The organism is Intrasporangium mesophilum (genome assembly GCF_054783095.1).
Genome location: NZ_BAAGRF010000013.1, coordinates 158,212 through 170,680, shown reverse-complemented (window position 1 = coordinate 170,680; position 12,469 = coordinate 158,212). Strand labels below are relative to the sequence as shown.

Annotated in this window: 11 protein-coding genes; 6 read left to right on the top strand and 5 right to left on the bottom strand. The window is 68.1% G+C overall.

Annotated features, from left to right (window positions below; genetic code table 11):
* Positions 1 to 107: 107 nt before the first annotated feature.
* The 4 genes from ACYVLP_RS12260 to ACYVLP_RS12245 form a co-directional block, all read right to left on the bottom strand.
* Positions 108 to 887 (bottom strand): hypothetical protein, encoded by a 780-nt coding sequence (locus ACYVLP_RS12260; protein ID WP_460627626.1) that lies wholly within the window; start codon positions 885 to 887, stop codon positions 108 to 110.
* 1,957 nt (positions 888 to 2,844) lie between these two features.
* Positions 2,845 to 3,153 (bottom strand): hypothetical protein, encoded by a 309-nt coding sequence (locus ACYVLP_RS12255; protein ID WP_460627625.1) that lies wholly within the window; start codon positions 3,151 to 3,153, stop codon positions 2,845 to 2,847.
* 440 nt (positions 3,154 to 3,593) lie between these two features.
* Complete coding sequence (locus ACYVLP_RS12250; protein WP_460627624.1) at positions 3,594 to 3,863, bottom strand: ribbon-helix-helix protein, CopG family; 270 nt, start codon at positions 3,861 to 3,863, stop codon at positions 3,594 to 3,596.
* Positions 3,864 to 3,927: 64 nt separating this feature from the next.
* Positions 3,928 to 4,503, bottom strand: a complete 576-nt coding sequence (locus ACYVLP_RS12245) for a tyrosine-type recombinase/integrase (RefSeq protein WP_460627623.1) — start codon at positions 4,501 to 4,503, stop codon at positions 3,928 to 3,930.
* Between the two features lie 647 nt (positions 4,504 to 5,150).
* Between ACYVLP_RS12245 and ACYVLP_RS12240 the strand changes: the two genes are divergently transcribed.
* Complete coding sequence (locus ACYVLP_RS12240; RefSeq protein WP_460627622.1) at positions 5,151 to 6,563, top strand: IS110 family RNA-guided transposase; 1,413 nt, start codon at positions 5,151 to 5,153, stop codon at positions 6,561 to 6,563.
* A gap of 100 nt (positions 6,564 to 6,663) precedes the next feature.
* On the opposite strand, the gene ACYVLP_RS12235 is transcribed toward ACYVLP_RS12240, so the two are convergent.
* Positions 6,664 to 7,020 carry a nuclear transport factor 2 family protein gene (locus ACYVLP_RS12235; protein WP_460627621.1) on the bottom strand — a complete coding sequence of 119 codons (357 nt, stop codon included), beginning with the start codon at positions 7,018 to 7,020 and terminating at the stop codon, positions 6,664 to 6,666.
* Positions 7,021 to 7,848: 828 nt separating this feature from the next.
* Between ACYVLP_RS12235 and ACYVLP_RS12230 the strand changes: the two genes are divergently transcribed.
* Genes ACYVLP_RS12230 through ACYVLP_RS12210 form a run of 5 tightly spaced genes read left to right on the top strand, consistent with a single transcriptional unit; the run spans position 7,849 to position 12,298 of the window.
* On the top strand, positions 7,849 to 8,982 hold the full coding sequence (locus ACYVLP_RS12230) for a hypothetical protein (protein WP_460627620.1): 1,134 nt from the start codon (positions 7,849 to 7,851) through the stop codon (positions 8,980 to 8,982).
* Positions 8,983 to 8,993: 11 nt separating this feature from the next.
* Positions 8,994 to 10,055 (top strand): SDR family oxidoreductase, encoded by a 1,062-nt coding sequence (locus tag ACYVLP_RS12225; RefSeq protein WP_460627619.1) that lies wholly within the window; start codon positions 8,994 to 8,996, stop codon positions 10,053 to 10,055.
* On the top strand, positions 10,052 to 11,314 hold the full coding sequence (locus ACYVLP_RS12220) for an aspartate aminotransferase family protein (protein WP_460627618.1): 1,263 nt from the start codon (positions 10,052 to 10,054) through the stop codon (positions 11,312 to 11,314). Before ACYVLP_RS12225 ends, ACYVLP_RS12220 begins: the two co-directional genes overlap by 4 nt.
* A 4-nt stretch (positions 11,315 to 11,318) precedes the next feature.
* Positions 11,319 to 11,792 carry a type II toxin-antitoxin system RatA family toxin gene (locus tag ACYVLP_RS12215; RefSeq protein ID WP_460627617.1) on the top strand — a complete coding sequence of 158 codons (474 nt, stop codon included), beginning with the start codon at positions 11,319 to 11,321 and terminating at the stop codon, positions 11,790 to 11,792.
* Positions 11,792 to 12,298, top strand: coding sequence for a flavin reductase family protein (locus ACYVLP_RS12210; protein WP_460627784.1), 507 nt, complete (start codon positions 11,792 to 11,794; stop codon positions 12,296 to 12,298). The genes ACYVLP_RS12215 and ACYVLP_RS12210 overlap by 1 nt, the downstream gene beginning before the upstream one ends.
* Positions 12,299 to 12,469: the final 171 nt, after the last annotated feature.

Below are 12,469 nucleotides of genomic sequence, written 5' to 3'. Positions count from 1 at the left end.
CACGAGGCCAGCCGAGACCAGGTCTTTCGCGGTTCGACTTGCCGGTCTGGCGTGGGTCAGCCGCCCCGAGGGGCGGTGGCCGCCCGGGGTGCCGTCTGCCGAGGAGCTCACGTCCCAGGGCCCGAAGGGATGGCCGTGGCCAAGGCCACGAGCCGCTGCATGACCTGCTCCGTCTTGGTCTTGGTGCCGGTCTCGTCCTCGGGCGCTTCGGGTGGCAGGTCCAGTCCCGCGATGAACGCCTCGAGCGCCTGCTGGGCGAGCACAGCCTTCTCGACCTCGGAGACGATCGACAGCTCTAGGAAGTCGAGAGGGGCGATCGTCCACCGTTCCGCCCGGACCTTGAGCTCGGAGCCTCCCGGCCCTGGAACGCGGAACGCGGGCCAGCGCATCGCAGTCAGGGGCGGCAGCAGCCGAAGGGTGCTGAGATTGAGCTTGGCCCCAGCGCACCGGGAGATGAGGCGTCGCTGGTCGCCCGTCAGCAGATCAGACACGTCGGCTGCTCCGGCGACAGTGCCCGTCGGGCGATCCGCGGTGAGGGAGATCGCAAGGGTGCGACGCGGACCGGCCCAGTCCTCCTCGATCTTGAGCTCCGTCTTGAGGCTGCCCTCGTGCGACTTCGTGAAGCTCAGCCAGGCGCCGCTGAGCTGGGACCGACGTCCAGGTCGGAACTTGACCGTGACGTCGTCGGGGTCGTCCGGCGGCTTTTCGCGGGCGCGGATGATCACGTTCAGGTCGAGCAGCGGCGTGCGCGACCCGAGTCCGGGAGTGACGTCCTCGGCGAAGTAGATCCGCCACGGCTCCACGTCCCCCAGATTGAGGGCCTGCACTGCGGCGGCCGTCTGTTCCCTGCCAAGGCCCACCTTGATCTCGACATCGTCAAGTCGCATCGCCGTTCTCCTTCGCTGTGGCCAGCGCGCCGAGCAGAACACGCTCAGATGGTGACGAGACAAGGGACTGATCTGATACACCCGGTCCAGTCAGCATGCGGACCTGTCCGTGCGAGCCGGCCGGGGCCGGCCGCGACCGTGCCGCCGTTCACTGGCGGGCCAGCTTCACGACGACGATCGGCCGGCACCAACAAGCACATGGCAGACCTGTAGGCGGATGGGGCTGATGCCCTGAACGCGGCCATGAGAGTGCGATGTCCGGCAAACTTCCGGCATGACGTAGACCCGCAGCGGGGAACAGGACCAGCCGAGTCGGCGAGTCGTCGAGCAGCGCGTCCGGAACCGCGTCATCGAGTACCGCGAACTCGCCTCGTCGTTCGAGGCACAACAGCAGTACGAGCGAACCGTTCCGATCGCACACGTCCCCTATGAGGTCATAAACCAGTGGGAGGACTGGGTCTACAAGAACCCGAGAGAAGACACAGACCTCTCGGACGTCTACTCCAAGGCCGAGATTGAAGCCATGGGCCACTTCCATCGGCGTGGGAAGACGCGGCTTCAGCAGTGCCCAACAACTACCCGCCGCTCTGCGAGGTCCAGCCGCTACCCGCGTGGCGACATCTCCTCGATGCGGCTGCGGCTGCGCTCTCGGTCTTCAAGAGGCGGGGCAAGAGTCTGAGGATTGCGAAGTCGACAACTGACGCACATCGGCACGAGCGACTCGCGCGCCCAGCGGCAGAGATGTCGCACGAGCGTAGCCGCCCAGCGGATGAGCGGACATGCACCGTGCGTGGCTGCGCCGGTCACGGGACGTGCGGTCGCTGGTGGCGTGCGGGAGGATGAGGTGTCGTCGAGGGCGCGATCCGGGAACAACGGTGAACGAGTGCCAAGAGAGGGGGCGCGGTCCGATGGCGAAGGGACTGGGTGCGGTTCGCGCCGGTGGCATGGCCGCGCTCATTCTTGCGTGGGTCGTGGCCGGTGAGGTGAAGTTGGGCGCGGTTGTCCTGCTGGGGGTGTTCGTCGTCCATCCGGTGGTCGCGCTGGCGGCCGGCTTCGTCGCCTACGCCCTTATCGAGCTGGCGTTTTGCACGTGGGTCGACCGGCACTGGGACAGCTGGGAAGCGAAGGCCGGTCCACGCATGCGCAAGAAGATCGACAAGTGGCGCAGTGGACGCGTCATGGGTCACGTTGCGGAGTGGATCACGGGTGGCACTGGGATCGTGTACGCATTGCCTCGCTCATTGCCATGTTCGTTACCGACGCCGTGGTGGTCGTCACAATTGCGCGCATGCTTGGCGGTCAGAGACTTGGCCGAGGGCGCGTTCTCTGGACGTGCCTGGCTGCGGCGACGGCGTTCACCATCTACGCCGCCATTGGGATCTACGGGATCCTCGGAATCGAGCAAGCAGTGGAGTAACCGCCGATCGTGGCCGCCGAGCTCGACAAGGACCCCTACCCCGTATGCCGTCCGTGGGCTCAGCCAAACCACACTGAGCACGACAATCCAACGCTCCCACTATTGCGCTGTCATCGGCATGAGGGGAACTTGTCGAACGTCACGACACGAAGGCACCTACGGGTGGCCGCCCTCCAGTCGCGCTGGGGCAGCATTTCGGCAACCGCGAACCCACGCGCGCGGCCCCGCCCTGTCGGCACGACAGGCGGTGGTCGACACAGCCTGCTCGAGGCGCTCGCGGGTGAGCTCAGCCTCTTCACGGGTCGTGTCCTGCGGGTCCTGGCGGTCGCCGGCGGTCATGGTGTCCCTGTCGATCTAGCCTCGGTGTCTACCGTGTGTCAGGTATCTCCCTTACATACTTTCGGTACGACGATCGGCCGGCACCAACAAGCACAAGGCAGACCTCTACGCGGATGGGGCTGATGCCCTCACGCTGATGGTCGGGGGTTCGCCCGCAGAGCCACAGATGCGGATGGCCGCGCCAGGGTCGTGACCGCGTGTTCAGGACGCGCCATGCACGAGCTCAGCGCCCTGGATGACCTCGCCAGCGCCGACCAGTCGTGACGGCTCAGTCATCAGCGGCTCCAACATCCGCCCAACGGCCGGGCCTACGACGGGAAGCGCCGAAGTCGCCTGCTTCTCGGACTCCCACAGGTTGACGATTACGGTCCGCCCGTCACCCAGGTCGACCACGAGGCTGCCGAGAAAGCCCGGCTGCTCGGAGTGGATCCGGTCGAACTCAGCGACATCATCGACCGCCGCAGCCCGCTTCGCATCGTCCCAGGCGTTGAGCCTCACCACTGCGTACATCAGCCGAACCTCCGTGCTGGACACTTCCTTGCCACAGTACCGACGGCAGCACCCCCACTGTTAGGAGCGAGCGGACCGGGGCATGGTCGGGCGTTCGCCTCACGCTGATGAGCGTGCGTGAGCGACGTGGGAGGTAGGGCTCACGTTCGTTTGACCCGGAGCGGGTTCGTCGGTGACGACCCACGTGCCTGGAGGTCACCCCCTAGGGCAGGAGGTCCAGGTACTTCCTGCGGGCCGGCATGGCGTGAATCACCATCTCGTCGGCACTGGCGAAGACCAAGACCACGGTTTCCAGGAGGCGGGCCTGGTGTCGAACCCCAGGCGTAACTCCCGCTTGGGCGGTCCGTCTTCATCCAGAGGCTCGATCCACAGTGGCCACTCTGCAGCCTGGATCGCGTCTTCGCAGGAGAGGCCGTGCTTGAGCGCGCTCGGGTGAACCCTCACGCGGCGAAGTGGGCCAACGCGGCCCGGATGGCCTCGGACCTGCTCAGGTGGTTCTTGGCTGCCGCCTGGTCGAGAGCCTCCAGCTCCTCGGCTGTCAGCCGGACCGCCACGACCTGCATAGGTTCGGCTCCACGTCCAGGTCGTCCACGGCCCCGGCGCTTCAACTCATCGACGTCGTAGCCTGCTTCGGCTTCGTCGGCCCACTGCTGGATCTGCTCGTCGCTCACCACGTGTTTATCGTATGACGAAATTTCGTCGAGAGCCATCGGATCATGGTGGCCCCAAATCTCGCGGCAGGGTGTGCGCGCGCATCGGCATGTCCCGACTCCGTCAGGTGCCGGAGGCCATATACGCGGCGAGGATGTAGTTAGGGTGCCGGTCTAGGTTCTTGCGGGCTCGGTCGTAGCGCATGGTGGTGCGGGGGTCGGCGTGGCGCGCTGCGATCTGGACGGCGCGAAGGTCGACGCCAGCGTCGAGCATGGTCGTAACGAAGGTGTGGCGCAGCATGTGTGGGTGCGTCCGCGCGGCATTGACGCCTGCCTCTGAGGCGAGCTGGTGAAGGCGTCGGGTGGCGCAGTGTCGATCCATCCAGGTGCCACGGCTGGTGCGCAGAACGGGCCCGGATGATCGGCTGTCCACGGCCCGGTCGATAGCACGCGCCACGGCTGGTGGCAGCGGGGTGAGCACGACCTTGCCACCTTTGCCGAGGACGCGTGGGACGCGGTGGCCGTGTTCCTCCCCGAGGTCCTCGATGTTGGCGCCGCAGGCTTCGAAGATGCGCAACCCAAGGAGGCCGAGCATCGCGACCATGGCGAAGTCGTTGAGGTTTGCCGAGGAGCGGGCGGTCGCGAGCATCGCCTCGAACTGCAGGTGGGTCAGCCCGAGGGTAGGTGATTCGGCGGGCACGTTCGGGCGCCGGACGTGCTCGGCCGGTGAGTGCGGCGGGACGGCGTCGATTGACGCAGGTGCGATAGAACCCGGCCATGACCGCGATGCGGCGGCTGACGGTCGACGGTTTGTACCGGTGTGCTTCTTGCATCCACCGGATGTAGAGCTCGATGTGCAGGCGCTGGGCTGCGAGCGGGTCGAGGGTCCGTTCCCGGCACCAGGTCAGGTAGGCGCGCACGTCGGACTCGGTGCGGACACATGACTGACCGGAGCAGCGGGCCAAGTAGGCCGCGGCCGCCAGCCGCAATGGCTCGGGCACTGGCAGCAGGATCGGGACCAATATGTTCGAATCAGCAGTCATCGATGAGCGTGACCCCTGCCGGCATTGGCGACAAGATCCGCACCCCACGTGCGGGATGGTCGGACGAACGTCCTCCGCGCGGCATTTAGGTTGGATGTGCTCCTGGTGGTGGTCTCAACACAAGCGGCTGAGACACCTTGTGATCTCTTGCTTTTGGGTGGCCATCGCCGGGGGCCTCTGATGACGGGCGGTGTCCCTGTTCGGGAACTTGGAGCCTTCAACGGGACTCCTACTTGCAGAATGTCTGGGCGGTGCCGACCCGGAATCGACGAGCCATGTTGTCGACGAGTAGGAGGCACCTGCCGTGGGATGGACACTCGGGATCGATCTGGCCTGCCGCGCCGCGCATGTCGCGTCGCTGGCCGGTCCGGACGGTTCGCTGGCCTGGACCGGGCGCACGTTCTTCACCCGCGCCCATGACCTGGAGCAGCTGTGGCGTGACGTCGACGTCGAGCCCGGCGAGTTGACCGTCGTGATGGAACCCACCCGCAACGCCTGGGCACCGGTCGCGGCCTGGTTCAAGCGCCGCGGGGCCAAGGTGGTGCTCGTTCCCACGACGCAGTCGGCGGACCTGCGCTCGTACTACTCCAAGCACACCAAGAACGACCGGCTCGACTCCGCGCTGCTGGCCCGGCTCCCGCTGCTACACCCCGAGGGCCTGCGCGCGCACACCGGGGACGGACCCGCCGACGCGCTGCGCCGCACCAGCAAGCAGCGCTCATCGATCATGAAACGCCGGACCGCGGTCTTCGCCCGGATCGATGCACTGCTGGAGCTGCTCGGCCCGGACTGGTACGAACAGCTCGGCACCGACTACGGCAACGCCAGCCTGCACCTGCTGGCCCGGTACGCCGACCCGCACGACCTGATCCGGTTAGGCCCAACCCGCCTGACACGGTTCCTGATTCGCTACTCCCACGGCCAGTGGCGCGAACCCAAAGCGGCCGCCCTGATCCACGCCGCCAGACAGTCACTGGCCCTGTGGGAACCGACCGGGCCGGCCGGAACCAATGGGATGGACTTCGCCGCACTGGCCGCCGACATCGCCATCGAGGCCGAGCAAGCCCTCATGCTCACCAGCCAGCTCGACCGGCTCAAGACCCACCTGAGCCTGCTGTACACCCAGGCCGACCCCGACCAGATCGTCACCACCGCACCCGGTGTCGGGCCCATCCTGGCCGCGACCATCACCGGCCGCCTCGGGGACCCGCGCCGGTTCACCAGCCTGGCCGCGATCCGTTCCTACTCCGGCCTGGTGCCCAAGGTCAGCCAATCCGGCCAGGCCGAGCACCACGGCGGGATCACCAAGGCCGGCGACCGCACCCTGCGCCAAGCCGCGTACATGGCCGCCGACATGGCCCGCCGCGCCGACCCCCAGCTCGCGGCCCACTACGTGCGACTGATGAACGCCGGACGCCACCACGACTCCGCGATCTGCCACATCGCCACGATCCTGCTGACCAGGATCGGCGCCTGCCTGCGCACCGGCCAGCCCTACATCATCCGCGACCTGGACGGCACCGTCATCACCGAAGCCCAAGGCCGACGCATCGTCACCCAGCACCACCAGGTCGACCCCGCCGTGCGCGCCAAGAACACCGGGACACGCAAACCACAACGGCTCAAACACAGGACGAGCCGGGTGCCACAGAAGTCGCTGAGCGCTTCAACATCCCGGCCCGCCAACCCCCAGCCTACGAACCCGACCGCGGCTTGACTTCGCTTAGGAACTCAATTCCGTGCGTTGTGCCCAGTCGTTAGGGGGATTGTGGCCCACCGAGACGGTCCTTCGCACCGGACCGATCATGAGCGAACGCCTATTCGTGCGCGGGCATGAACACGGCGATGTCACCGTACGCGCGCATCGCGGCGATCCGGTCACCGGCGAGGTCGTAGGCGACGCAATACGGGATCCGGGAACTTCCGTCCTTGCCGGCGCAGCTTCCTTCGATATATGCCGTGCCGTCCGCGACGGACAGTTGACGAGTCTTCACGCCGGTCATGCGAGCGTGCAGGCCCATGATGCCCGCTTCGACCGCTTCCGGCCCCAGGAGCTCTTCGTCGCTCTGGATCGTGGTCCAGGTGACATCGTCGGTGAGGAACTGTTGGAAGTGACCACTTCCCATCGCTGTGAAGTATGCCTCCATGACCTTCGCGGTGTCATCGGCCGACATGGGCTCCTCCGGTCTCGTGGTTGGGCCAGGCTTCAGTCCCCATTGTGGTTCCCGTGACGCCCAGCTGGCAGGCCTCGATGGCTACCGACGGCGTTATGACCTGGACTGCTTAATGCCGCCTTCGCAAGCCGTTCGTGGCGGAGCGTGGCGGAACGGAGGAACCGACCTGGGGACGGTGTGCGGCTCCCCATCCGCTCATCGGCTGAGGGTACGTTGTCGAACGTCGCGGTATGAAGCCACCTACGGGTGGCCGCCCTCGAGTCGCGCTGGGGGAGCGTTTCGGCAACCGCGAACCCACGCGCGCGGAGCCCGCCCCGTCGGGACGACAGCCGTGGTCGACACGGCCTGCTCGAGGCTCTCGCCTATCAGCTCGGCATCTTCACGGTCCGTGTCCTGCGGGTCCTGGCGGTCGCCGGCGGTCATGGTGTCCCTGTCGATCCAGGCTCGGTGTCTGTCGTGCGTCAGATGTCTCCCTTACATACCTTCGGTACGACGAAGGTGACCGCGAGGTTGAAGTCGACGATCGCCCACAGGCCCAGGACGACAGCGAAGCCGATCACGTTGCCGATCGTGGACGCGGCGTCTCACGCCTCGCGGGTCACGGAGGGCGCGGCCAGGCACCCGCCGCCGACGCCCATCTCGGCGTTGTCGACGACGTCGTCGACAACGTGGTGCAGGTCCAGCGGACGTGGTCCCCCTGGTGGACACCGAGCAGCCGGCCTCCGGCCAAATGCCCGCAGCGGCGGTCGTCATGACGGGAGGCTGCGATGTATCTATCGGGGCCCGGACGGCTCCTCTATGCACGATCTGCCGACCCGAGGATGCGCGATGACACTGTTGGCGAACGAGCGTGCAGCGCTGCGCTCGTATCTACCCGGGCTTGACGAGTTCCTGTGCGGCGAGATGCTCACGGACCTGGAGAGCGCGGAGAGCAAGGGCATCGCCGCCTTTCGTGAGCACGGGGGGCCGGCGCTGCTCGTGCCGGCAGAGCACTCCGGAAGCGGCGCGAGCGCGATCGACGCAATGCGGGTGCAGCTCGCAATCGGCTCGCGCTCGCCGTCCCTGGCCATCGCGACGACGATGCACCATTTCTCCGTCGCCAGCCTGGTCGCGCTCAGCGAGGTGTCCACTGGCATGGAGTGGATGATTCTCGAGGGCGTCGCGACCAACAACCTGCTGATCGCTTCTGGCTTCGCCGAGGGTCGCCCCGGGGGCGCGATCCTGCATCCCACGATGCTGGCCACGATGGTAGACGGCGGCGTGCGGGTCAGCGGCGTCAAACGGCCGTGTTCGCTCGCGCGTTCCATGGACCTGCTGACGGCCAGCGTCCAGGTGCCGCGTGTCGACGGCAACGGCACCCAGCTGGCGGTCGCGCTCATCCCGGCGGCTAGCGAGGGCGTCGAGATCACCCCGTTTTGGAGCACCTTCGCCCTCGCCGGCGCCGAGAGCGACCAGGTCAGCCTCACCGACGTTCTCGTGCCGAACGAGCTGTTGGTGCGGACTGAGCTGCAGCCCGGAGAGCGGCTGGACGATGTGCAGACGACAGGTTTCGTCTGGTTCGAGCTGCTGATGATGGCGTCCTACCTGGGCGCCACCGCGGCCCTGGTCGAGCGGGTCCTGGACAACGAGCGGGTGCCCGAGGCCGAGCGAGCCCGCGTCGTCACCGATCTGCTGGGAGCCGTCGCGGCCGTCGAGAACATCGCCCGGCAGATCCCGGAGCGGCAGCGTGACCGCGACCTGCTGGCCGAGTCGCTCTTCGTCCGCTACGCCGTCCAGGGCGCGATCGCCCGGACCGTCCCGCAGGCGGTCGAGCTGCTCGGCGGGCTCAGCTTCATCAGCTCCGACGACACCGGCTACCTTGCCGCCGCGGTCAACGGGCTCGGCTTCCACCCGCCCGCACGTACCAAGATGGCGGCCCCCCTGCTCGGGTACCTGGCCGGCGCACCTCTCGAGATCGCCTGAAGAGGCATTCCATGCGAACCGCGCATCCGACAGTCCTGCTCACCGGGGCCTCCGGCGTCGTCGGCCGGGCCCTGATCGACGAGCTCAGCCGAGACCACCGGATCGTCTGCCTGCGCCACCGTCGGGACCTCGCCGACCCGCGGGTCGACCAGGTCACCGGCTCTCTGGACGAGCCCCTGCTCGGGCTGACGCCGCACGACTACGACCGGCTGACTGCCGGGGTCGACCTGGTGGTCCACGGGGGCGCAGCAACGAACTGGAAAGCCAGCGCCGAGACGATCAGGCAGATCAATGTCACCGGCACCCGGGCGATGCTGGCGCTGGCCGAACGCGCGCAAGCGCCGATGATCTACGTCAGCACCGCGTTCGTCGCGAACCCTCCTGGCGGTGCCAACGGTGAGTTCGCCAGCGCACGCGCCTACATCGCCTCGAAGGCCGAGGCCGAGCAGGCCACCCGCGACAGCGCCGTTCAAACGGTCATCGTCCGGCCCTCGCTGGTGATCGGCGACTCGCAGGACGGCCACATGGCTGCCTTCCAAGGGCTGCACCGCGTGGCCGGGCTGATCGCCCAAGGCCTGGTCCCCCTGATCGCCTGCGACGAGGACGCACTGGTCGACGCCGTCCCCCAGGACGTCGTCGCCGCGGCGATCGGGGAGCTGATCCGCGAACGGCATACAGAAGGGGAGCTCTGGCTGACAGCCGGCTCGACCGCGATGACGGCGGGGGACATCGTGGCCAGCTCGCTTCGGCTCGGGCACGCGCTCGGGCTCAGCCCGTCGGCACCGCGCTTCATCCCCGCCGAGGCGGTGAACCGGCTGTTGCTGCCGCTGATGGCCGACGCGATCAGCCCCGAGCTGCGGCAGATGTTCGCCGAGCTCCTGGAGATGACCTGGCTCTTCCAGCTGCCGGCCGCACTGCCGACATCCCTGCCCGGGCTGGGGCTCGGCGCCGCGGTGACCCGACAGCGGCTCCACAGCGCCTTCGACCTCTCCCTGGGCTTCTGGGCCGACGTCAAGGGTCTGCGGCCCGCCCGCGCCGACGAGGACGCGGACTTGCCCGAGCTGGCGTCATGACCCTCACTTCGGGTCCTCCGATCGTGGACGTCAGCGGCGACCTGCTAGCCACGTACCGCCGTCACCTGGGCGCCGGCCGCGCCGCCGTCGGGCAGTTCCTCGGCGGGATGGTCGAGGTCGGGTCGTCCGGTGCCTGGATCGAGGTCGCGGACGGTCGACGGTATCTGGACTTCGGCGGCTACGGGGTCTTCATCCTCGGTCACCGGCACCCGGTCGTGGTCAGAGCCGTGCACGAGCAGCTCGACCGCCACCCACTGGCCAGCCGCACCTTCCTCGAACCGGTCACCGCCGCGGCCGCGGCCGCCCTCGCGGCGACGACCCCAGAGGGCCTGGACCTCGTTCACTTCGTCAACTCCGGAGCCGAGGCTACTGAGGCGGCGCTGAAGCTCGCCCGGATCCACGGCTGCAGGTCGGTCATCACAACGTCGTCCGGCTTCCACGGCAAGACCCTCGGTGCACTGAGTGTCACCGCGAACCCTGTCTACCAGCAGCCCTTCCGCCCGCTGCTCCCCGGAGTCACCGAAGTCGCCTACGGTGACGCCGGCCAGATGGATGCGGCGCTCGCGTCGGTGCCGGAACGGGCCGTCGTCATCCTCGAGCCGATCCAGGGCGAGGGCGGCGTGGTGATCCCGCCCCCCGGCTACCTCCGCGCAGTAGCCGAGCTCTGCCAGACGGCCGGCGCCCTCCTCGTCATCGACGAGATCCAGACCGGCATGGGCCGGCTCGGCACGTGGTGGGGGGTCGAACCCGAGCAGGTCGTGCCTGACATCCTGCTGGTGGGCAAGGGCCTGTCGGGCGGCGTCGTGCCGATCGCAGCCATGGTGGCCACGGAGCGGGCGTACGCACCGTTCGCGAAGGACCCGTACCTGCACACGTCCACGTTCGCCGGCTCGCCGCTGGCATGCTCCGCAGCGCTGGCGACCATCGCGGCCATCCACGACGAGGACATCGTGCGGCGCGCGGAACGGGTCGGCGCCGAGCTTCTGGAGGGCATCCGGGCGATCTGCCGGCGGCTGCGACCGGCCGACCTTGTCGAGGTCCGCGGGCGCGGGCTGCTCATTGGCGTCGAGTTCTCCAACCCTGGCTCGGTGGGCGAGCTGGCCCTGCTGCTGGTGGAGCGCGGCGTCATCTCATGCCACTCGCTCAATTCCTCGCGGGTGCTCCGCTTCACCCCTCCCGCAGTACTCGATCGGAGCGAGATGGGGCAGTTCCTCGCAGCCTTCGGCGCGGCAGTCGCTGCGCTCGGAACCGAAAGGTAGACCCATGCCCAACGTCGCGATCCACCTCCACGCCCCGGATGTCGACCATCGACAGGCCTACGCGCGGGTCAGCGATTTCGCCAGCTATCCGAGCCTGGTCGAGACGGTTCGACAGGTGGTCGTCGAGGAGCCCGAGGCCGACGGCTCCGTCGTGTCCAGCTGGACGGTCGCCTTCCGCAGCGGCCTGCTGCAGTGGACCGAACGCGATGTGCTCGACCGGGTCGCCAACACCATCACCTTCACTCAGCTCAAGGGCGACTTTCACAGCTTCCGGGGGCAGTGGCGGATCAGCCCGGCCGCGAACGGTGGCACGGTCGTCGTCTTCGAGGCAGCGTTCGACCTCGGTATCGTCAGTCTTGAGGCGATCCTCAACCCGATCGCGGAGAGCACGCTACGCAGCAACATCCGGCTGATCGTGCAGGGCCTGCTCGGCGAGGTCGCCGAGGTCGTGCCCGCCCCGGGCCTCTCGGGGCCGTGATGTGGGGCGCCGAGCTCGCGGACGAGGGCGGCCCCGGGCTGTCCAGATCGCTGGGCCTCTACCGACAACTGGCGGCGGGGGTGTGCGTGGTCACGGCCCGCGGTGACGGCCATGCCGCTGCGCTGACCGGGATGACCGCCTCGTCCATCACGTCAGTGTCGCTGCGGCCCGCCCTGCTGCTCGTGTCGGTGGCCAACAGGTCGCGGACGCTTGCGGCGATCCGCTCCCGGCGCGCTTTCGGCGTGCACCTACTTCGTGAGGACCAGCGCGACCTCGCCCGCCGGTTCGCCGCACACGATGACCGCCAGGTCAGCGACCGGGCCGTGCGAACCGTCCTTGGTGTCCCCGTCTTGACGGACGTGCTCGCCTGGTCGGTCTGCCTCCTCGAGGCGGAGCATGCCCACGGCGACCACACCCTGGTCATCGGTGCGGTCGCCGCCATGCACATCGGAGTCGGGCGGCCCTTGCTCTGGCACGACCAGGCGTTCGCCGAGCTGGCCGGCTAGCTCGGACAGCCGGCTCAGCCATCGCCCGGCTGCTCGCATTGAACCGAGCGGCAACTTGCATGAGCAACCACGGCCCGCACGGCAACCGGGCTTCGGGCGACGGCGCATCCCACACGCCAATGCTTGCTCGAACTTCCGATGTTCAGCCGACCGGGCGCCGAGCATCCTCGA

What these genes read in the sequence shown, in the direction of transcription:
- ACYVLP_RS12260 (WP_460627626.1), bottom strand. Translation starts at nt 887, where the DNA reads ATGCGACTTGACGATGTCGAGATCAAGGTGGGCCTTGGCAGGGAACAG.
- ACYVLP_RS12255 (WP_460627625.1), bottom strand. Translation starts at nt 3,153, where the DNA reads ATGTACGCAGTGGTGAGGCTCAACGCCTGGGACGATGCGAAGCGGGCT.
- ACYVLP_RS12250 (WP_460627624.1), bottom strand. Translation starts at nt 3,863, where the DNA reads ATGGCTCTCGACGAAATTTCGTCATACGATAAACACGTGGTGAGCGAC.
- ACYVLP_RS12235 (WP_460627621.1), bottom strand. Translation starts at nt 7,020, where the DNA reads ATGTCGGCCGATGACACCGCGAAGGTCATGGAGGCATACTTCACAGCG.
- ACYVLP_RS12230 (WP_460627620.1), top strand. Translation starts at nt 7,849, where the DNA reads ATGACACTGTTGGCGAACGAGCGTGCAGCGCTGCGCTCGTATCTACCC.
- ACYVLP_RS12225 (WP_460627619.1), top strand. Translation starts at nt 8,994, where the DNA reads ATGCGAACCGCGCATCCGACAGTCCTGCTCACCGGGGCCTCCGGCGTC.
- ACYVLP_RS12220 (WP_460627618.1), top strand. Translation starts at nt 10,052, where the DNA reads ATGACCCTCACTTCGGGTCCTCCGATCGTGGACGTCAGCGGCGACCTG.
- ACYVLP_RS12215 (WP_460627617.1), top strand. Translation starts at nt 11,319, where the DNA reads ATGCCCAACGTCGCGATCCACCTCCACGCCCCGGATGTCGACCATCGA.
- ACYVLP_RS12210 (WP_460627784.1), top strand. Translation starts at nt 11,792, where the DNA reads ATGTGGGGCGCCGAGCTCGCGGACGAGGGCGGCCCCGGGCTGTCCAGA.